Raw genomic sequence first — 19,751 nt, 5'->3', positions numbered from 1 at the left:
CCAATGCGATCAACTTTGTTAATCACGTCGTTGAAAAGTTCCCATTTCGCATCCGCGAAATCAGGACGGATAATGGCCATGAGTTCCAGGCGAAATTCCACTGGCATGTCGAGGATCTTGGCATCCGCCATGCCTACATCAAGCGCGGTACGCCGCAGCTGAACGGTAAGGTGGAACGGTCACACAGGTCGGATGGGCAGGAGTTTTACCAGTTGCTCAGCTACAAAGGCGATGTCGATCTCGAAGCAAAGCTGGGCGAATGGGAACGCTTCTACAACTTCCACAGACCGCACGGCGCGCACAACGGAAAGACGCCTTACGAAGCACTCAGAGAAAAGCTATAATCAACAAACGGGATGTCCCGCGAGAAACCGCACCTTACATTTCCGGGCTGGGAATATCGACCGGGGCGCCGCCCAGGGCCTTGACCGATTCCGCCATGTTCCCGGCGATGGTCTTCAGCTTGAGCCCCTTGATATCCTCCAGACCGTCAATCTCCTTGCCACGGGTGAACAGATTGTAGGTGGAGGTCATCACGCCCCAGAGGGGGCGCATCCCGTTGTTCAGGAAATCGTTCTCCAGGATCGCTCCAGACGTCACCGTATCGTAGAATGCCGGTGTGCCGACGGCGCTTTGCGAGAACAGTCCCGGCAGCGTGTGCACACCGGCCAGCGGCATCGTGCCCCCGTTATAGGCTGGCGGCACATAACCTATGTCCACCACGCCCGATTGCACCATCGAGAACATGTCGCGAAGCGAGCCCATCTGCCCGGCGCCGAAATACTGGAACTTGATCTCGCCGTCGGTCAGTTCGGTCACACGCTCCTTCCAGTATTCGGTGCCGGTTTCGACGATGTAATGGCCCGGCGGGAAAGTGTCCGCCACCTTGAGGGTTGTCTCGGCCGGGGCCACCTGTGGCGCCAGCGCCCCCGCGATTATCAGCGCCGCGCCTGCGGCAAGACGATCCAGTCCGTTCGATACAGTCATCGCAGTTCTTCCTCCCTGCGCCGGCAGACGCTTCCCGCGTCCGGCCGACTTCCTTGCCTTCACGGGTGCCTCATGGCCCCGTCCGTTGGCGAATGTTCCTCGTTCGAGGCGATCACCCGGCACGCGGCCCGGTCAATGCGGAAGCGCCGCCCACCCCTGTTCCGCCACCAGATCGCACATATATGCGATTGCGCGAACAATGGCCGCGGCAGCGTCCGCTTCTCGGTCACGTGGGACAGGATCAGTTCCTCGCTGACCGACGCATTCGGAATGTCGGGCGCGTCGAACGGCACCTGCCACTCTGCCGTGGTCCGCTCCGGCGGGATCTGCGCGACGATAATTCCGTAAAACCCGGTAAAGTGAAGCCATGCGGCGACCGCGTTGGTCGTCATCGCGCCGCCGGCCACATCGTCGTGGCTGACCGCGCCGTGAAACTCTACTCCGTTTGCACCGGCGGTTCAGCGGTCCGTCCAGCAAAAGACTGCGGCGGGAAGCAAGACTGTCTGCAGGGTCGCGATGAAATGGCGATGGAGCGCATAGCGGCGCACGGGCCCTTCTTGGCGGGCAAATTCTTTCCATGCTGGTCGATCAGGCATTTCGGGACGGGCGACACCGCGATTTGACGGACCAGCAGTTCGGCTGAGCTGTCCGAAATTGTCCGGTCCCGAATAGGTTCTGAAAGCCGGTCCAGAAAATATCTGGATCAAATATCGAACACAGCCATTTTTCTGGACATCACTGTGACCAGAACATTCGCCTGCACCAGAGGATCGACAACCGCACAGGACTCCGACAATCCGATACGGGAAGTCGTCGCCGCGGGATTTAGGGTGAACCAGAAATCACGTCGGACGAACACCGATGTTCAACAGACCTTGGGATCATGACCTCTCTTTCCCAGATTCCGAACAATTTCTTCGCGCATGATCCTGACAATCTCGTTCTCGGATCGCAGGATGACATCCGTCGGGGCACCAACACCGACGGCAAAAAGGCGAGAATTCTGATGGCTGGGAAAAGGCATGGAGATCAACCCGGCGCCTTTGACGACTTGATCGGTCGAACGATAGTATCCTTTGGCACGGGTCTCGGTCAACGAAGCGATGAAGGCCTTCACGTCCACCGCCGGTTCGTCGGGCGCACGATAGGCATTGATCTTTCGTAACAGGCGGCACACGTCTTCATCGCTGAAGCGGCTCATCAGGACCCGCCCCACCCCGGAATTACCCAGCGGACGCCGCGTGCCGAGTGAAATGTGGTGAATCGGCGACTTCTTCGGACGGATTACTTGGACATACTCGGCTTCGTCGCCGTTCTTTGTTCCCAGGACAACGACATGCTGCGTCCGTTGCGCGATCGCCTTGAGCAGCCGCTGGATGATGCCTTCGCCGAACAGATCCGGATTCATCCAGCCCCCCAGAAGAGGGACGCGTTCGGTGGGGAAGTAGTTCTTGTTTCGGGCATCGTGGCTCAGGAACCCGAGCTTGACCAGGCTCTTGAGGAGCGCCGAGGTGCTCGATTGCGGATACCCCAGTTTCCTGGATACTTCCACTACCGAAAGCGGTCGACGCACCTCGTCGAAATACACCAACGTTTCACAGGTGCGGGCCACTGATTTCACGATGCAATCCCCGCCGCTCTTCACCGGCGTCTGATGCGCGTCTTCCATGATCTCCTCCCAGCATACTATTATATGAACAGTATTCAGAAAGTAGTTTGGCCGCGTATGTATTTTCTGTCAACTGTTAGAAAACCGCGGACAGTCCGTCGCTTGCTGCCAGGGGATCGGGAAGATGTCAGGCTCGGTTGTCAGTGGCCTCCCTGCCGGTTGGAATGACGACACAGTCGGCGGCCACGGCGCCCTGCCCATCGGCTCCGACGATCATCGGGTTCACATCAACTGTCTCGAGCGCTGTCCCGTGATGCGCGGCAAAGGCTGACAGCCGAGAAAGGGCGTCGGCGAGCGCTCCGATGTCGCGTTCGGGCGCGCCCCGGAAGGCGTCCAGCAGCTTTCGACCGTGGATTTCGTCGATCATGCGGCGCGCTTCGGCGGGCCCGAAAGGCGCGACCCGGAAGGACACGTCTCCCAGGGCCTCGACCAGCACCCCGCCCAGACCGAACATGACCACCGGGCCGAACGCGGGATCCCGGGTCACGCCGAGTATGGCCTCCAGTCCCGGTGCTGCCTGTTCCGCCACGACCAGCCCGTCGATCCGCGCATCGGGTGCCTTTTCGGACGCCAGTTCCAGGATTCGCGCCCCGGCAGAGCGGACCTCTTCGACCGAGCGCAGATTCAGCGCCACGCCGCCGATATCGGATTTGTGCAGGATGTCGGGCGAAGCGATCTTGAGCACGACCGGAAAGCCCATCTCGACCGCCGCCTCGGCCGCCGCCTCCGGGGTCCTAGCCAGGGTTTCGCGCACGATCGCGATGCCGGCCTCGGCAAGCAGGACCTTGGCCTCGATCTCGTTCACCATGCCGTCCGGCAACGGCGACAGGTCGGGCAGTTCCGGTATGGGGTCATGTTCGCCGGCCCGTGCGAAGGACCGGGCGAAATAGCGCAATGCGGCCATCGCGCGGACCGCACGGGTCGGTTCCTCGAACACGATGAACCCCGACCTTTCGTATGCGGCACGACCGTCCGGTTCCGTCAGCGAACAGAACAGCATCGGCCGGCCGGGATACTTCTCGCGGATGCGCTCCAGCCCTGTCCGGATGGCTTCGTTCAGGTCGGCGACAAGACCGACCGTGGACATGAAGATGATGGCTCCGTCGATTTCGCCGTCTCCGAACAACACATCCATGTTGGTTTCCAGAAGGTCGATCTGGTTGACCAGCTGCGCCGTCACATCGACCGGGTTTCGGACGCCGGCGAAGGGCAGCACCTCTTTCAGTTTTTTCTGCGCGTGACCCGGAAGCGCGGGCACGTCCAGTTTCAGTTTCTCGGCTTCGTCGGCCATCAGCACCCCGACGCCGCCCGAGACCGTCACAAGGCCCAGCCGGTCGCCCTGCATCATCGACGCCGATTCGGCGCAGGCATAGGTCACATCGAACATTTCGTCGACCGATTGCGCCCGGTAGACGCCGTATTGCCGGAAGGCCGCGTCATAGACCGCGTCGGACCCCGCCAGCGAAGCGGTATGCGACTGCGCGGCCTCGGCACCCACCGCACTGCGCCCAACCTTCATCATGACCACCGGCTTTTCCCGGGCGCGCGCCAGTTCAAGGGCCTCGACCAGCCTGTCGCGGTCGGTCGCGCCTTCGAGGTATCCCATGATCACGCGGGTTTCGTCATCCTGCGCGCAATATGCCACGGCATCGGCAAAGTCGACATCGCAGGAATTGCCTGTCGTCGCCCAGAGGTTGACCCCCAGGCCGCGCATCCTGACCAGGGTCATGCAATACGACCCGAAGGCGCCGCTCTGGCTGACGATCGACACGCCGCCGGGCCTGGGCAGGTGCTTTTCGACCCCCGGCGTGAAGGTTGCGTAGAGATTGTGCCGCACGTTGGCGATACCAAGGCAGTTCGGCCCGACAAGCCGCATGCCGCCTTCGCGCGCGATGTCGACCATGCGCGCCTGAAGCGCGGCGCCTGCGTCATCGACCTCGGAGAACCCCGAACTGAAGATCACCGCGCCCCGCACGCCGCGGGAAGCGCATTCTTCGACCGCCTGAACGGCCAGCGGCGCCGGCAGCGCGATCACCGCCAGATCCGGGGTTAAGGGGGCCTCGGAGATCGACGGATAGGCCGTCAGACCCTGCACCTCGGGCGACTTCGGATTTATCGGCAGGATCGGGCCGTCGAACCCGTGACGTATGAGAAAATCCACCGGCCGTCCGCCGATGCGCTTGGGGTCACTCGACGCGCCGATCACGGCAACAGAACGAGGGGCGAAAATGGCATCCATTCCGTCAATTCGCATGGGTCTTCCTTCGATATTCCAAACTAGTAGGACTTCGGCAGGCCGAGCGCATGTTCCGCGATGAACGACAGCACCAGTTGCGGGGTGACCGGCGCGATGCGGAACAGGATGGCTTCCCGCACAAGCCGCTCGACATGGTATTCCTTGGCATATCCGAAACCGCCGAAGGTCAGCTGCGCGGTCTGCGTCGCCTTCACCGCCGCTTCGCCGGCCAGGTATTTGCCTGCATTGGCTTCGTTGCCGCAGGGCTTGCCGGCGTCGTAAAGCGCGCCGGCGTTCATCGCCATGAGATTGGCCGCTTCCAGTTCCGCCCAGCAGGCGGCCAGCGGGTGCTGCACCCCCTGATTCTGGCCGACCGGCCTGCCAAAGACGACACGCTCGTTGGCGTAATCCGCGGCGCGCCGAAGCGCGTTGCGCCCGATACCCACCGCCTCGGCGGCGATCAACACCCTTTCGGGATTCAGCCCGTGCAGGATCTGGCGGAAGCCCTGACCTTCCTCGCCGATCAGATCCTCGGCCGGAATCGGCAACCCGTCGATGAACAGCTCGTTCGAATCGACGCATTTGCGGCCCATCTTCTCGATCTCGCTCACCGTGACGAACGTCCGGTCGAGATCGGTGTAGAACAGGCTCAGACCTTCGGTCGGTTTCCTGACCTCTTCCAGCGGAGTGGTGCGGGCCAGAAGCAGGATTTTGTCGGCGACCTGCGCGGTCGAAATCCAGACCTTCTGCCCATGCACGACATAGCGGTCACCCTGCCGCACGGCGCGCGTTTTCAGCTTGGTCGTGTCGAGCCCGGTTGTCGGTTCGGTGACACCGAAACAGGCCTTTTGTTCACCGGCCACGAGCGGCGGAAGATAGGTCTTCTTCTGGTCTTCGGTCCCGAACTTGACCACCGGGTTCAGGCCAAAGATGTTCATATGGATCGCCGAGGCAGCGCTGTTGCCGCCGCCGGATTCCGCGATCGCCTGCATCATGATCGCAGCGTCGACAATGCCTAGACCGGCACCGCCGTATTCTTCGGGGATGGCAATGCCCAGCCAGCCATCGCGGGCCAGCTTCTGGTGCAATTCGTGCGGGAAGCCGCCTTCGCGATCCCGGTTGAGCCAGAATTCGTCGTCGAACTCTTCGCAAATCCGCAGAACCGCATCGCGGATTCCCTGCTGATCGGATGTCATCTGATAGGTCATTGCTTTCTTCTCTTGTCTTGCAGACCGCTTTCAGCGGTCCGGCTCGGCTACCGTGCCGTTTTCGATAAGGGTGTCGATCTGCCCGGCGTCGTATCCGAGTTCGTCCAGCACTGCCCGGCTGTCAGCGCCCAGATCTCTGCGCCCGAGCCAGCGCAGCCGGCCCGGCGTCTTGTCCAGCTTCGGCACGGGGCCGACGACCTTGGTGTCGTCGCCCTCGACCCCCACGATGTCGCCGCGCGCGGCGATCTGCGGATCGGCCAGGATGTCATCGACGTCATAGACCATCGCCGCCACTGCATCGTGGGCCTGGAAGATGTCGATCGCCTCCTGCGCGTCATGCTGGGCCACGAATGCGCCGAGACGGTCCACGATCTCGTCCATATGCTCCGCAAAGCCTTCCAGACTTTGGAATTGCGGCTGTTCCGCCCATTCCTTGCCGCCCGCGGCCTCCAGAAGGCGCCGCCCGGTCGCCGCACTGCCCGCGCTGATAGTGACCCACTTGCCGTCCCGGGCGCGAAACACCCCCGCCGGCGCGTAGGAATTGGGTGACTGAAGGCCGTTTCGGTCAACCGGCAGTCCCGCGCCGGTCCGCGTCGGAACGTGATAGTCGATCAGGCGCAGAAGCGGCTCGAAGATGGCCAGGTCAACCACCTGGCCCCTGGCGCTGCCGTTCTGCACCTCATGAAGCGCCATCATCGCGCCGTAGGCCGCCATCAGGCCGGTGGTCGAATCCGCGGCGGGAAAGCCGGGGTGCATCGGGGCGTTGTCGGCAAAGCCGGTCATGTGCGCCAACCCGCTCATGGCCTCGCCGGCCCGACCGAAACCCGGCCACGACGAACGCGGCCCGGTCTGGCCATAGCCCGAGATCCGCACGATCACCAGATCCGGGTTCCAGCCATGTAGAACCTCTGGCGCCAATCCCGCCCTTTCAAGCACACCGGGGCGGAAGTTCTCGATCAGAACCTGCGCGTTTTCGATCAGACGGCGCAAAACCTCGTGCCCATCGTCGGACTTCCAGTCCAGCGCCACCAGTCGCTTGTTTCGCGCCAGGGTCTTCCACCAGGCACCCACACCATCCTTGGTGCGCGCACTCAGAACCCGCAGCATGTCGCCCTGTCCCGGCCGTTCGATTTTGATCACATCGGCACCAAAATCGGAAAGCAGAGCTCCACACATCGGCGCTGCAATCACATGCCCCATTTCAATCACCCTGAGATCGCTCAGCGGCCCGTCTGTTATCTTCACTCGATAGTCTCCCGGAATTTCATTTCTCGGTCGTCAAGCCCCAACCTCTTGATCCAGCGCCCTCAGTCTCTCCGGAACCGAAATCCATTGCGAGAACAATCGAACGCCCGTTAGATCGCCGAAACGAACATCAAAACTTTTACTTGACGGAGGAAGAAATGGTTGAGCCAAACACGAATCGAGTGGCGGAACACCGACATTCGGTTGCAGAGGCATTGGACGCTCTGTTCGATCCCAGCACCATCGCGGTCGTCGGGGCGTCCCGCACCAAGGGCAAGCTTGGGCAGGCCGTGATGGCCCTGCTGAAGAGCAACGGTTACGGCGGCACAATCATCCCGGTGAACCCCTCGGGCGGCGAAATCGAGGGGCTTGCGGCAGCACGCAGCCTGGAAGAGATCGAAGGCCCGATCGACGTGGTCGTTCTGGCGACCCCGGTCGGCGTCGCTCTCGATGCGCTGGAAACCTGCACCCGGCTCGATGTGAAAGTCGTGGTCGGGGTGACCTCCGGGTTTTCGGAAGCCGGGGACGACGGGCATGAAAACGAGATGCGGCTGCGCCGGATCATGCAGGACGCGCCCTTTCGTCTGGTCGGACCGAACTGCGAAGGCGTGGTGCGCCCCGCGTCGGACCTGCAACTGACCTTCAGCCCGATGTTCAACGGTCTCAGGCCCGGCCCCGTGGCCATGATTTCCCAGTCAGGCGCGCTTGGCGGCCTTATGGCGTTGCGTCTGGGCGAACGTGGTGTGGGGATCAATGCCATCGTCTCCAGCGGCAACGAAACGGATCTGACCGCCGCGGATCTGCTCGAATATCTCGGCAACGATCCGCAGATCCGCGTGGTTCTGTGCTATGTCGAGGAACTGCGCGACGGACGCCGCTTTGCCGAGGCTGCCCGACGGCTCACGAGCGACGGAAAGCACGTCGTTGCGATCAAGGGCGGACGAAGCCGCGCCGGATCGCGCGCTGTCCAGTCCCATACCGGCGCGATGGCCGGGGACGACCGGGTGATCAGCGCGGTTTTCCGCGAAACCGGGGTTATCCGCGCCCGCGAATCCGTGGCTGCCGTCGATGCGGTGACGGCCCTTGCCGCGGGCAGGCGGCCTGCCGGCAACCGGGTCGGCATCATCTCTGTCACCGGCGGGCTCGGCGTCGAGATGACCGACCTGGCCGAAAGCGCCGGTTTCGAGGTTCCGGTCCTGGACGAGGCGACGCAGACCGCGCTGTCGCGCTACGTGCCGTTCTACGGCTCGGTTTCGAATCCGGTCGATCTGACCGGCGTCGTTCTGGCGAATCCCACCTATGTCGGCCGTTGCCTTGAGGCCGTAGCGGCCGATCCGGGCGTGGATATCGCCATCGCAATTATCACATTTGTGCCGGATCAGCAGTTCATCGAGGCTTTGGCCGAGGCGTTCGACAGCACCGGCAAGCCGATCCTGATCGTCTGGACCGGCGCGGCGCGCAGCAATGCGTCGGGCGAGGCTCTGCGCGAACGCGCTGTTCCGGTCTATGATTCGCCCGCGCGGGCGGCGTCGGGCCTTGCGGCGCTGGCGGCCACGACAGGAGAAGTGGCATGACCCCGAGGGAAACACTGGAAAACTGGCAACGTGCCGGGCGCAAAGTGGTCCACGAGGCCGACGCGAAGGACCTGCTGCAACGGATCGGCATACCGGTGCCGAAACGCGATCCCGCCGAGGGGCGATGTGTCGCCAAGCTGTGTCACGACGACTACCCGCATAAATCCGATCATGGTCTCGTCCGACTGGGTCTCTCGCCTCAAGAGGCGAAACAGGCCGCCGCCGAAATGGCGGAACGGTTTGCGGGCGGCACGGCGCTGATCGAGGAAATGGAAGAAGGGTCCGTGGCCGAATGGATCATCGGATGCAAACGCGACGACACCTTCGGCCCGATCGTTCTGGCCGGCCCCGGCGGCATTCTTGTGGAACTGATCGACGTGGCCGAAATTCGGCTTGCCCCCGCAGGGCCGCAAACCACCGAGGCGATGGTGGATTCGGGCCCGGGTGCCAGGTTGCTGGCGGGGCTGCGCGGCGCGGAACCCGCCGACAGGGGGGCCCTGGCGGACCTCATTTCACGCATATCTGTTTTCTTCGCCGAAAACGCCGATCTGATCTCGGAAATCGAAATCAACCCTGCGATGGTTCGGGCAGACGGGAAAGGATTGGTCGCTGCCGATGCCCTGATCGTGCTGTCGCCCAAAGCGGACCAACAGGAGAATCCAACGTGATACGTCACCCATTCGGAGAATTGTCACTGGGCCAGATCGGCGTTTCGAGCGGGCGGACGATGACGGAAACCGATGTCGTCAATTTCTGCATGCTCACCGGAAACTGGCTCGAACTGCATTCCAACATCGAACATGCCAAGGAGGCGATCTACGGTCAGCGCCTCGTTCAGGGCAGCCTCGTGTTTTCCATCGTCAACGCGATGATCCCCTTCGAAAGTTCCGTGCTAGCCGCCTTCTATGGCTGTGACAAGCTGCGTTTTCTGCGGCCAACCTTCATCAACGACACTCTCTGGGCCCGCGTCGAAATCGTCGATCTGAAGGATCACGACGAACAGCACGGTGTCGTGACCAGCAAGCTGGAAGGCATCAACCAGCGGGACGAGACGGTGATGCGCTGTGAGTTCAGCCTGCTGATTCGAAAGACCCGCCTCGATCGCCCCGGAGAACCGCCCAAGATCCGGGCCGCGCACGACACCACCAAAGGAGAGAGCGCATGAACTTTCTGACGCCCGAGCAGGAGATGTGGCGCGCGACCGTCGAGCGTTTCATCGACGAAGAGATCGGCCGCGACTACATCCGCAAATGCGACCTCGAGCGCGAATACCCCTATGAGGCCTATGAAAAGGTGGCCAGGCAGGGCTGGCTCGGCATCCTGTTCTCCGAGGAAAGCGGCGGGCTGGGCGGCGACATCATGGATTACGCGCTGATGTGCGAGGGGCTGGCGAAATACGGCTTCGATTTCTCGACCGGCCTGATGGTGGCCACCTTCACCGCGATGAATATCGAGAAATTCGGCACGCCCAAACAGAAAGAGCGTTACATCCAGCCGTTCCTGGATGGCGACATCCGCTTCTCGATCTCGATTTCCGAACCCGGCGCCGGGTCGGACGCGGCCTCGACCAGGACCCGTGCGCGGCGCGACGGCAATGGCTGGGTGGTCAAGGGGCAGAAGCTCTGGTGCTCGGGCGCGACGGCCGACAATGCGATCCTCGCCATGCTGACCCGCACCGACCCCGACGCGCCCAAGCACAAGGGGTTGTCGGTCTTCCTGATCCCCAACGATACCGAGGGGCTGGACATCCGCAAACTGCCGACCCTGGCGCGGCGCGCGACCGGCACCACCGAGATTTTCGTCGACGACGTGAAACTGCCGGCGGACGCGCTGCTGGGCACCGAGAACGCGGGCTGGTCGATCATCACCGACCATCTGGAACTGGAACGTGTCGCCGTGGCCGCCGCCTATGTCGGCAATGCCCAGACAGCGGTGGACGATGCCCTGCGCTACGCGCATGAACGGATCCAGTTCGACAAGCCGATCTTCGACTTTCAGGTGATCCGCCACATGCTGGCCGACATGCAGACCCAGGTCGACGCCGCGCGGCTGCTGGTCTATCGCGCGGCCAGCCTGGCCGCGGCCAAGACGCCCTGTACGCGCGAAGTCTCGATGGCGAAACTCTTTGCCTCCGAGACCCTTCAGACCGTCACGCGCAACGGCATGCAGATCCTCGGCGGTCATTCCATGCTGCCCGAGGCCGATATGGAACGGTATTTCCGCGAAGGGATGCAAAGCACCATCGGCGGCGGGACCTCGCAGATTCAGCGCACGCTGATTGCCAAGACCATGCGCCCGAACTGACATCGGGGCCGCTTTGGGATACGACCGGACAACAAAGGGAAAGAGCATATGAAGAACGGACGCGATCCGGTGATCGTCGGCATTGCCGACGCGCCTATCGAGGACGGGAAATTCGTCACCAAGGCCTCGGTTCTGGGCCATGCCGCCCTGGTGGCGAAGGCCGCCGTCGAGGAAGCCGGCCTGACGCTGGACGATGTCGACGGTCTTCTGACCGCCGGCATGTGGGGGGTGCCTGGGCCCGGACAGCTCGCCACGGTGACGCTGGGCGAATACCTCAATATCATGCCGACCTATGTCGATGGCACCAATATCGGCGGCTCGGCCTTCGAGGCGCATGTCGCCCACGCCGCGATGGCGCTGCGCGAGGGCTATTGCGAGGTTGCCCTGATCGTCTACAGTTCCGACCAGAAATCCCTGCGCAGCCGCAATCTGGGCGGACGTCCCTCGGTCCTGTCGATGCAGCACGAAACACCCTACGGGATGCCGACGCCCGTGGGCGGCTACGCGATGGCGGCGCGGCGTCACATGCACGAATACGGCACCACCTCCGAGAATCTGGCCGAGATTGCCGTCGCCACCCGGAAATGGGCGCAGCTGAACCCCGCCGCGACGCGGCGCGATCCGCTCTCCGTTGACGATGTGCTGTCCAGCACGATGATCTCGGAACCGCTGCACCTGCTCGATTGCTGTCTTGTCACCGACGGCGCGGGGGCCATCGTGATGACCACCGCCGAACGCGCCAGGGACCTCAAGACCGCCCCCGTCGCGGTCAAGGGCTATGGCGAGGCGCATACCCATTGGGCCATCGGAGAGATGCCGGATCTCGCCCGCCTGCTGCCCGCGCAGAAGGCCGGCGAAACCGCGATGAAAATGGCCGGGGTGAGCCATTCGGATATCGACGTGGTCGAGGTCTACGACAGTTTCACGATCACGGTGCTTTTGACGCTCGAAGCGCTTGGCTTCTGCAAGATCGGCGAAGGCGGCGATTTTGTCTCGGGTCAGCGCACGGCGCCCGGCGGCGCCTTTCCGATGAACACCAATGGCGGGGGCCTCTCGGCACTGCATCCGGGCATGTACGGAATGTTTCTGTTGATTGAGGCGTGCCGCCAGTTGCGGGGCGTCTGCGGCGACCGGCAGGTCGCGGGTGCCGAGACCGCGCTGGTGCATGGCACGGGGGGCACATTGTCCTCCGGCGCGACCGTGATTTTGCAGAAGGACTGAGCCCATGAGCCCTGAAAAACCGCTTCCGGTGATCGACCACGACAGCGCCCCCTACTGGGAGGCCGCGCAGGAAGGCCGCCTTGACATCCCGCTTTGCGGCGATTGCGGCAAGCATCACTTCTATCCGCGCGCGATCTGCCCGCATTGCCATTCCGACAACCTGAGATTCGACACGGTCAGCGGGCGCGGCGAGGTACACAGCTTCACCATCGCCCGCCGCCCGGCAGGCCCGGCCTTTGCCGACGACGTGCCTTACGTCGTTGCGTTGATCGAACTGGAGGAAGGCCCGCGGATGATGAGCCGGATCCAGACCGACGATCCGGAAAAGGTGCATATCGGAGCCAGGGTCGAAGTGACCTTCGTGAAGGCCTCCGACGAGATCGCCCATCCCTATTTCCGGATGACCTGAACCCGCGCGCACAGGCGCTCGGGGCCGAACGCAAACAGGGCCGTCGCCGGTTTTCAGCGGTGGCCCTTTGCTTTGCGAAGCAATGCATTATCCGTTCTGTGCAATCCGCCGTTCTCCGCGCAGAAGCCGCCATGCCACCAGTCCGATCAGCGCCAGCCCCCCCACAATGTCGGCCATCGGCGCAGCATAAAACAGCAAAGCAGCCGTCACCAGAAACATGCCCCGCCCGAGAAGCCGCAGCGTTCCCCTGAGATAGCCGGTCAACCCGACGCTGACGGCGAAGACCGCGGCACTTGCCACGCCCACATCCAGAACGACCTGACCGGTCCCGCCCTGCGCCAGGATGCCCGGCCTGAACACGAACAGGAACGGAACCACATAGACCGCCCCGGCGAGCACCAGCGCGCGACCCGCCACCTTCCAGAAGTTGGCCCCGGCCAGCGCGGCCGCCGCATAGACACTGGCGCAGACCGGTGGCGTGATGGCCGACAGGATCGCGTAGTAGAACACGAACAGATGCGCCGTCAGTTCCGGCAGGCCAAGCCGCACGAGGCTGGGGGCCGCGACTGCCGCCGCCAGAACGTAAGAGGCGGTCGTCGGCACATCCATACCCAGCACGATCGACAGCACCGCCGCCAGCAGCAAGGCGACGATCAGGCCCTGATCGGACACCGAAAACAGCAGGTTCGAGATCTTCACCCCCGCGCCCGTCGCCGTCAGGACCTTCACCACGATCGCGGCACAGGCCAGCAGCGCAGCGATCATCACCAGCGCGCGGCCGGCTTCGACCATCCCTTCGTAAACGTCCCGGGCCAGTCCGGCCCAACAGGCGCGCAGCCCCTGCACCCGGGCCTCCTGGGAAAAGGGGCGCACGACCGCGCAGGTCAGGATCAGAACGATGATCGACGCCGCGCCCGCAAAGCTCGGTGTATAGCCTTGAAACAGGAAATAGATCACCGTCCCGATGGGAAGAAACAGCGGGATCGCCTTGTCGGGGGCCAGGAAATCCGCCGGTTTCGGCATTTCGTTTTTCGGCGTGGGCTGAAGGCCCGTGCGGCGCGCATAAAGGTCCACCCCGAGCCATATCGCGAGGTAGTAGAGAAACGCAGGACCGACCGCTGCCACGGCGATCTGGGTGTAGGGAATGTTCAGGAACTCGGCCATGATGAACGCCCCCGCCCCCATTACCGGCGGCGTCAGCTGACCGGCGGAAGACGCAACCGCCTCGACCGCCCCGGCAAAGGCCGGCGGATAGCGCAGCCGCTTCATCGTGGGGATGGTGATCGAACCCGTCGCCATCACATTGGCCACCGCCGATCCGGTCACTGTCCCGAACATCGCCGAGGACAGGGCGCAGACCTTGGCGGGACCGCCAAACGTGCGTCCGGCGATCCAGGTGGCCATTTTCATGAACACGTCGGTCGCCCCGGTGGACAGCAGCAACGCCCCCAGAAGCACATAGATCGTAATGACCCGCGCGCCCACATCCGCAAGATAGCCGAAGATGCCGGTGGTCGAACTGTAGAAGGTCTCGACCGCCGTGCGCGCCGAAACCCGCGGCGGGCGCCAGCTCCCGTCAATCAGATCATACCCGAAGTAATAATAGAGGACCGTAGACAGCGCCAGCAAGGGCAGAAACCAGCCGATCACCCGGCGGGCCGCTTCGAGCGTCAGCACGACGGCCAGCAGACCGGCCGCCTTGTCGAGCGGGCCGTACTGCACCATGATGTCGGAAAAGCGATCCCGGTTGAGGATCACATAGAGGCACACGCCAAAGGCCAGCAGCCCGAGCGTGATGTCGATGGCCCGTTCCAGGCCGCTTCGACCGCCGGTCCGCGCCGCGCGCGCGGCGTAGAGGAAAAAGGCACCGCCCAGACCGAAGCCGATAAAGATCGGTCGTTGAACCAGCGGTTCGAACTGTCCGTACAGGGCATTGTAGAAATGCAGTGCGACGAATGCCGCGAACAACGCGCCGAGTGCCTGCGCGCCGCGCCGTTCCCAAGGCGAAGCTTCGCTCGATGATTGTCTCATGTTCCCTCCCGAGACGGCAGGGCGCATGGGGCGCCCCGCTCGACCGGTCCGTTTGACCGGCTGTGCGACTGTCCGCCGGGCGGAATCAGTTTCCTAAAGCTTCTTTCCAGTACTGCGCCGCGCCTGGATGATAGGGTATACCGGTCTCGATGGTGGCGACGGCATCGGCGGCGATGTCGTATTCCGCCAGTTGCGGCCAGGCCTCGACCAGCAGATCCATGTTCTGGTGGATGCTGCGGGCGATGTCATAGGCGGTGTCGTCGTCCATGACGCCGGTGCGGGTCAGGAAGAAGACATTGAGCTTGGGCACCCGCATTTCTTCGGACCCCGGGATAAGCCCCGCGGGAAGGGTCGTGAAACCGACGCCCTCCATGGATTCCGTTGCCGCTTTCTCCTGCTCCTCGGAAAAGCCGATCAACCGCATCTCGGTGCTGGTCATCAACTCTTGCAGGGTTGCATCGACAGAGTTTGCGGCCCCGTATTTGCTGTAGCCGATGATCTGGCGGTTCTTGATGCCTTCGACCGCGTCACCGACGGCCCCGTGCACGAGGTCGGCGTTGATGTCGAACATCGACAGTACGGTGGTTGTCAGGTTCTCGGCCGCCGATCCCCGGATACCCGGATTGAACTTCTTGCCATCCAGATCCTCGAGCGAGGTCACACCCGACTCCTCGGTTGCGGCAATCAGCAGGACCGACGCGCTGTAGGGATAGAGCGCGACCGTGTCGGGAACGGCGTTGCCTTCGAACTTGCCCGAGCCGTTTCGGGCCGCGATCAGAATGTCGGTGGTGGCAAGGCCGAGATCGATTTCGTCCCGTGCGAGGCGCAGGACATTGTCCACGCTGGCGCCGGTCTCGATCACATTGACGGTGGTATCTTCCATGCCGGTCTCGATCGCCTTGCTCATCGCGACCGAGATCGTGAAGTGGCTGGACGTCGGGCTCGTGGTCCCCATCGTCAGGTCCTTGGCCGAAACCGCCCCGCCGACAAGAATGGCACTCAAGGCCGCCGCGGCACCGATTGCCCGCCGGTTTTCAGTCATCATGCGTTTGAACATCTCTTCCTCCCAGTGGTTGTTCAAAGTTATCGGCATCCGCGCTTCAGGCGCGCAGAGTGCCGGTCTTGTCGACCCGCTCGCGCAGGATTGACAGCTCGTCGTCTGTTGGCGGCGGCGTCGTTGGCACGTCGCCCGAGAATCCAAGCTCGAACCCCGTGTGGCGCTGCACCTCTTCGGCGGTCGTGCCCGCATGGACCGATTTCAGCCGCATCCGCAGCGTCGCCGGGTCGAAATCCAGAACCGCGCGGGGTGTCACCACGAACCGCGGCCCCTCATTTGTCAGGGCGGCGGCGCGTTTCGCCTCGGGCCCCGAGAGGTGCCCCGGTATGGTGATGAAATCTACTTTCTCGACAAAATTTCGCGCCGTATGAACCGTGGGGCAGATGTAGAACCGCGTCGAGGTGTGGCAGTAGGACAGGTTGGCCGCCCCCGGCCCGCGAATCCCGGGCGCGTGCAGCGTGCCACCGACGTGATGCAGGTTGATGTTGCCGAAGGCATCGTGCTGCAAGCCGCTGTGAAAGAAGAAATCCAGCCCGTGATGGCTGTGGCCGAAAAGCTCGATGAAGGTTTCGGCGGCTTCGCAGCGGCCCAGGGCGCGGTCGTCCAGCATCGAGGGATACAAACGACCCGGCTCAGGATTGAAGAACATTTCTCCACCGACTGTCAGGTTGGGCGCGTGCAGTTCTCGCGCCAGAGCGATCGCCGCCATCGGCACCAGGGCCGCAGCACCCGCCGCGCCCAGTTCGCCATCGGCCAAGTCGCGGGCCAGCACGACAACCATCTGCTCAAGGGGGGAAATTGCCGCGCTCATTCTTTCCGCGCCTCCGCTTCGAGCCGGGCGAAAAGCTCGGCGCCGCCGACCGCCTTGATATAGTCGTCCTGGGTCTTCGGCCCGGTCACATGGCGCGCGATATACTCGTCCAGCCGGGCGCGGTCGCCGGTCCGGGCGGCATCGCCCAGATCTGCGTAGGCGTCGATATGATCCTCGTCCATCGCGTAATTGGGGAAGCTCGCGGTGGGGTGCGCGCCGTAGGGCACCTCGCCCACGGCATCGACATAGTGGGCCGGCACCGTTACCCGCGCCGGATCGTCCAGAACGACCTCGTCCGGCACGATCCTGTCCACGCTGGCAATGACCATGTCCGAGGCACGCGCCATCAGTTGATCGGCATAGATCATCGTGCTGAGATGGCGCAGGTTTCCCCAGCGGTCGGACTCTTGCGCGTGCAGAAACGTGACGCGGGGCCGGATCGGTCCGACGGCGTGGATACGGCGCCCCGAGAAGGGGCAGTCGATTTCGCGGATCAGCGGATTGTGCTTCAGGACGTCCGACCCGCGCAGCGCGTCGATCGGCTGGAACGGAACACCATGGGCCGAGGCCATCAGCCCGCCCACCACGGTCAGCGCATCAAGTGCATGGGCGGTCACCTGCCCTGCCTCGACCGCGCTTCGGAAATTGGGGCAGAGACGGTTTTCCAGCGTGACACCGGGAATGAACACCTGCTCGACCGCGCCCGCCGCGATCATCAGATCGACGTCATAGCCGGCGCCGGGCGATGAATAGACATGCAGGTCCTTTGCGCCCGCAGCCAGCAGCGCGCGCACCAATGCGACCGGCCGGCCCTGCTTGAACAATCCGCCAAGGCAAAGCTCCGGACGTTCCTGCAAGGCGTCCCGGGCCAGATGCGCTGCGTCCTGCAGCCCCGTGACCTTGCTGCGACGCGTGGGTTTCGTTTGGCCATCCATCGTATGGGTCGTCGCTCCGATGCTTCTGTTTCCCTGGTAGACCACCGGGGAATTCGCGGGGAATTTGCGCAGAACAACTGTAGTGGAACTCACGCGATCCGGCACCTTCCGGCATGTGACAGGCATGATCGAACACATATGTGCGATTGGCCGTACCCGGACCCGGATGAAAAATCTCCAGCGCTCAGAGCAGCCCTGTAGCGACACCGCCACCGACAATGAGCGTGATGAGGACGATGCTGGCAAGACCGAACATTCCGTTCCAGCGCAAACCGATGGTCACTGGCCGTTCCCCGACGATGGAGGAGGCATAAACGACGGCTGTGATGGCAGGCCCCATGCAGATGATGCTGCTCCAGCCGCCAGCCAGTGCAAGGCCCAGAGCGAGCGGCGACAGACCATCCACACCGATGCGGTTGACCACTTCCGCCAGCAGCACGACCGAGATCATCGGGTGCACACCCAGCAGTCCCGTCAGGAACACCGTCATGATCAACAGCACGACGGTCAGGACAGGCCGGGTGGCAATCCAGCCCAAGTGGTCGGCAATCCATTCGACCGGGACCACTTCCAGCGCGACAAGGCCGATGAACCCCGCCGAAGCGATGACGCTCATCTCGGTCGCGAATCGCGGTGCCTGGGCCACGAATCGGCACGACATGTCGGGAATGCTGCCGATGCCCGTCCGCAGACCCGACCAGAGAAGCGCATAAACCGGCACGATGGTGATCAGGACGGTCTGGAAACTGTATTCGGTCGCCCTGTCCAGCACCACCACGGCGCCCCCCAGCACAAGGACATGGCCGGCAACGATCACGACCGCCCAATGCGCCCAGCCCGGCAAGTCTCCGGTCAGGGCCGGGGCCCGGCCGCGCGCCGAGGGCGGGCGCCACCATTCCACCGTGTCGAGCAGCCACCCCAGAAGGAAAAGCACCCCGGCCAGCGCAATTCCGTAAGGGGCGAGATTCGCCCATTCGAGCCCCGGAATCGTGAGGATCATCAGGTTGAGAGCGATCCCGAACGGCGTCCAGAACGCGATCGAGGAAAACCCCCGCATACAGGCGTTCACCATCCTGCGCTTGCGGGCCTCGAACACGAAATCGTCCATTTCATGGCGATGGGCCGTCAACCCTTTCATGATGACCTCAAGCATCACGCCGAGCCCGCCGAGGTTCAGAAGCACGCCGAACAGATGGCCCCCCGCACCCAGAGAGGCGTAGCGGCGGGTCGGCGGCTGCACCGTCAGGAATTCTCCGGCAACCTCGACAACCGGATCCTGGGTGGCCGCGATGCGCAGGAATGCGACAGCCGTCAGCAGCGCGGACAGGAAAACGACACGCACCGCCGCCTCGGCGAAAATGTGCGTTTCGATACCATCGGCCAGCGCCAGAACGGCAATCGCGAACGAGAAGAAAAGCAGCACCCATCCGACGCGGGCGATGTTGCGGAACGCGATCACGAGATAGACGCCGAAAAACGGCACGGCCGCGACCGACACGCCGCTGGCGGGGAAGACACCCTGCGCGATGCCACCGCCAAGACAGATCATCAGACAGACAGCGGCAATCGGGTTGCGCACGGCGGACCGTTTCAGAACGTCAATGGACGACATCTGCCCCCGCTTTTCCAAAGCCGTGTGGCCTGCCTGCAAAGCGTCGGAAGATCCGACTGCGCCCGACACGCCGGTCGGACAGCGATGGCGTCAGTTCCGGTTCATCCCCTGCCGCCCGCAACGCGCTCATGTCGCCAGCGCGGGAACCGCGAGAGCGACTGCCCGACGGCCCCAATTGCGAATCTTTGCGAAAAGAACGTACGTCGGAAAAGGCGTGGTGCAATGCCTTGTCGCGTTCGCGCCCTTGCCTTCCAGACCAGTCACACCGACACCCCCAAGCCGCGCTCGCCCTTCTTCTCGCAGCTTTTCTGACACGCCCGGCACCCGATCTCAAAGGGATTCAGATGAAGGTTTGCACGTAGGCTGCCGCAGATCGGCGGAAATCACAACGCAAATAGCCTTCTTCAACACATATGTGCAAACAGGTGGTCACCCGAATTGATAGCACCTCC

General features: G+C 63.3%; 18 protein-coding genes. 7 read left to right on the top strand and 11 right to left on the bottom strand.

Annotated features, from left to right (window positions below; genetic code table 11):
- Window positions 1-344, top strand: a 344-nt coding sequence (locus G568_RS0108390) for an integrase core domain-containing protein (RefSeq protein WP_037373872.1), incomplete at its 5' end; no start/stop codon positions are given.
- 34 nt (window positions 345-378) lie between these two features.
- Here the strand turns inward: G568_RS0108390 and dctP are convergent.
- The 6 genes from dctP to G568_RS18530 all read right to left on the bottom strand — a co-directional run bounded on the left by dctP (window position 379) and on the right by G568_RS18530 (window position 7,345).
- Window positions 379-987, bottom strand: coding sequence for a TRAP transporter substrate-binding protein DctP (gene dctP, locus G568_RS0108385; RefSeq protein ID WP_026757604.1), 609 nt, complete (start codon window positions 985-987; stop codon window positions 379-381).
- 59 nt (window positions 988-1,046) lie between these two features.
- Window positions 1,047-1,379, bottom strand: coding sequence for a hypothetical protein (locus G568_RS0108380; protein ID WP_157084335.1), 333 nt, complete (start codon window positions 1,377-1,379; stop codon window positions 1,047-1,049).
- A gap of 473 nt (window positions 1,380-1,852) precedes the next feature.
- Window positions 1,853-2,656 (bottom strand): IclR family transcriptional regulator, encoded by an 804-nt coding sequence (locus G568_RS0108370; protein WP_026757602.1) that lies wholly within the window; start codon window positions 2,654-2,656, stop codon window positions 1,853-1,855.
- Between the two features lie 127 nt (window positions 2,657-2,783).
- Window positions 2,784-4,910: an acetate--CoA ligase family protein gene (locus G568_RS0108365; protein WP_026757601.1), complete on the bottom strand. Its 2,127-nt coding sequence runs from the start codon at window positions 4,908-4,910 to the stop codon at window positions 2,784-2,786.
- Between the two features lie 23 nt (window positions 4,911-4,933).
- Window positions 4,934-6,100, bottom strand: coding sequence for an acyl-CoA dehydrogenase family protein (locus G568_RS0108360; protein ID WP_026757600.1), 1,167 nt, complete (start codon window positions 6,098-6,100; stop codon window positions 4,934-4,936).
- A 30-nt stretch (window positions 6,101-6,130) separates the two neighbouring features.
- Entirely contained in the window at window positions 6,131-7,345 is a 1,215-nt protein-coding gene (locus G568_RS18530) for a CaiB/BaiF CoA transferase family protein (protein ID WP_037373868.1), read from the bottom strand.
- Between the two features lie 158 nt (window positions 7,346-7,503).
- Here G568_RS18530 and G568_RS0108350 point away from each other — a divergent pair, with 158 nt between their 5' ends.
- From G568_RS0108350 to G568_RS0108325, 6 genes are read left to right on the top strand one after another with little or no spacing between them, the layout of a single operon-like run.
- Window positions 7,504-8,919: an acetate--CoA ligase family protein gene (locus tag G568_RS0108350; protein ID WP_245582914.1), complete on the top strand. Its 1,416-nt coding sequence runs from the start codon at window positions 7,504-7,506 to the stop codon at window positions 8,917-8,919.
- Window positions 8,916-9,587, top strand: coding sequence for an acetate--CoA ligase family protein (locus G568_RS0108345; protein WP_026757598.1), 672 nt, complete (start codon window positions 8,916-8,918; stop codon window positions 9,585-9,587). The genes G568_RS0108350 and G568_RS0108345 overlap by 4 nt, the downstream gene beginning before the upstream one ends.
- A gap of 59 nt (window positions 9,588-9,646) precedes the next feature.
- Window positions 9,647-10,084, top strand: coding sequence for a MaoC/PaaZ C-terminal domain-containing protein (locus G568_RS0108340; RefSeq protein ID WP_051202856.1), 438 nt, complete (start codon window positions 9,647-9,649; stop codon window positions 10,082-10,084).
- Window positions 10,081-11,223 (top strand): acyl-CoA dehydrogenase family protein, encoded by a 1,143-nt coding sequence (locus G568_RS0108335; RefSeq protein WP_026757596.1) that lies wholly within the window; start codon window positions 10,081-10,083, stop codon window positions 11,221-11,223. The genes G568_RS0108340 and G568_RS0108335 overlap by 4 nt, the downstream gene beginning before the upstream one ends.
- A gap of 48 nt (window positions 11,224-11,271) precedes the next feature.
- Window positions 11,272-12,444, top strand: a complete 1,173-nt coding sequence (locus tag G568_RS0108330) for an acetyl-CoA acetyltransferase (protein WP_026757595.1) — start codon at window positions 11,272-11,274, stop codon at window positions 12,442-12,444.
- Between the two features lie 4 nt (window positions 12,445-12,448).
- Window positions 12,449-12,853, top strand: coding sequence for a Zn-ribbon domain-containing OB-fold protein (locus tag G568_RS0108325; protein WP_026757594.1), 405 nt, complete (start codon window positions 12,449-12,451; stop codon window positions 12,851-12,853).
- An 87-nt stretch (window positions 12,854-12,940) separates the two neighbouring features.
- On the opposite strand, the gene G568_RS0108320 is transcribed toward G568_RS0108325, so the two are convergent.
- From G568_RS0108320 to G568_RS0108300, 5 genes are all read right to left on the bottom strand, one after another.
- Window positions 12,941-14,884 (bottom strand): TRAP transporter permease, encoded by a 1,944-nt coding sequence (locus G568_RS0108320; RefSeq protein ID WP_245582913.1) that lies wholly within the window; start codon window positions 14,882-14,884, stop codon window positions 12,941-12,943.
- Window positions 14,885-14,969: 85 nt separating this feature from the next.
- Complete coding sequence (locus G568_RS0108315) at window positions 14,970-15,929, bottom strand: TAXI family TRAP transporter solute-binding subunit (RefSeq protein WP_245582912.1); 960 nt, start codon at window positions 15,927-15,929, stop codon at window positions 14,970-14,972.
- A 55-nt stretch (window positions 15,930-15,984) separates the two neighbouring features.
- On the bottom strand, window positions 15,985-16,752 hold the full coding sequence (locus G568_RS0108310; RefSeq protein ID WP_026757591.1) for a CoA-transferase: 768 nt from the start codon (window positions 16,750-16,752) through the stop codon (window positions 15,985-15,987).
- Window positions 16,749-17,780 (bottom strand): CoA transferase subunit A, encoded by a 1,032-nt coding sequence (locus G568_RS0108305; RefSeq protein ID WP_245582911.1) that lies wholly within the window; start codon window positions 17,778-17,780, stop codon window positions 16,749-16,751. The genes G568_RS0108310 and G568_RS0108305 overlap by 4 nt, the downstream gene beginning before the upstream one ends.
- Before the next feature lie 91 nt (window positions 17,781-17,871).
- A complete protein-coding gene (locus tag G568_RS0108300; protein WP_037373865.1) occupies window positions 17,872-19,299 on the bottom strand; it encodes a hypothetical protein in 1,428 nt (475 codons plus the stop codon).
- Window positions 19,300-19,751 lie beyond the last annotated feature (452 nt).

The organism is Sediminimonas qiaohouensis DSM 21189, from assembly GCF_000423645.1.
Classification (GTDB): Bacteria; Pseudomonadota; Alphaproteobacteria; order Rhodobacterales; family Rhodobacteraceae; genus Sediminimonas; species Sediminimonas qiaohouensis.
The sequence above is the reverse complement of the archived record's forward strand: the minus strand, read 5'-3'. Positions and strand labels throughout refer to the sequence as shown.

Coding starts and splice junctions, on each gene's coding strand:
- G568_RS0108325 (WP_026757594.1), top strand. CDS start 12,449: ATGAGCCCTGAAAAACCGCTTCCGGTGATCGACCACGACAGCGCCCCC.
- G568_RS0108340 (WP_051202856.1), top strand. CDS start 9,647: ATGACGGAAACCGATGTCGTCAATTTCTGCATGCTCACCGGAAACTGG.
- G568_RS0108315 (WP_245582912.1), bottom strand. CDS start 15,929: ATGATGACTGAAAACCGGCGGGCAATCGGTGCCGCGGCGGCCTTGAGT.
- G568_RS0108360 (WP_026757600.1), bottom strand. CDS start 6,100: ATGACCTATCAGATGACATCCGATCAGCAGGGAATCCGCGATGCGGTT.
- G568_RS0108300 (WP_037373865.1), bottom strand. CDS start 19,299: ATGTCGTCCATTGACGTTCTGAAACGGTCCGCCGTGCGCAACCCGATT.
- G568_RS0108335 (WP_026757596.1), top strand. CDS start 10,081: ATGAACTTTCTGACGCCCGAGCAGGAGATGTGGCGCGCGACCGTCGAG.
- G568_RS0108350 (WP_245582914.1), top strand. CDS start 7,504: ATGGTTGAGCCAAACACGAATCGAGTGGCGGAACACCGACATTCGGTT.
- G568_RS0108320 (WP_245582913.1), bottom strand. CDS start 14,884: ATGAGACAATCATCGAGCGAAGCTTCGCCTTGGGAACGGCGCGGCGCG.
- dctP (WP_026757604.1), bottom strand. CDS start 987: ATGACTGTATCGAACGGACTGGATCGTCTTGCCGCAGGCGCGGCGCTG.
- G568_RS0108345 (WP_026757598.1), top strand. CDS start 8,916: ATGACCCCGAGGGAAACACTGGAAAACTGGCAACGTGCCGGGCGCAAA.
- G568_RS0108370 (WP_026757602.1), bottom strand. CDS start 2,656: ATGGAAGACGCGCATCAGACGCCGGTGAAGAGCGGCGGGGATTGCATC.
- G568_RS0108380 (WP_157084335.1), bottom strand. CDS start 1,379: ATGACGACCAACGCGGTCGCCGCATGGCTTCACTTTACCGGGTTTTAC.
- G568_RS0108365 (WP_026757601.1), bottom strand. CDS start 4,910: ATGCGAATTGACGGAATGGATGCCATTTTCGCCCCTCGTTCTGTTGCC.
- G568_RS0108310 (WP_026757591.1), bottom strand. CDS start 16,752: ATGAGCGCGGCAATTTCCCCCCTTGAGCAGATGGTTGTCGTGCTGGCC.
- G568_RS0108330 (WP_026757595.1), top strand. CDS start 11,272: ATGAAGAACGGACGCGATCCGGTGATCGTCGGCATTGCCGACGCGCCT.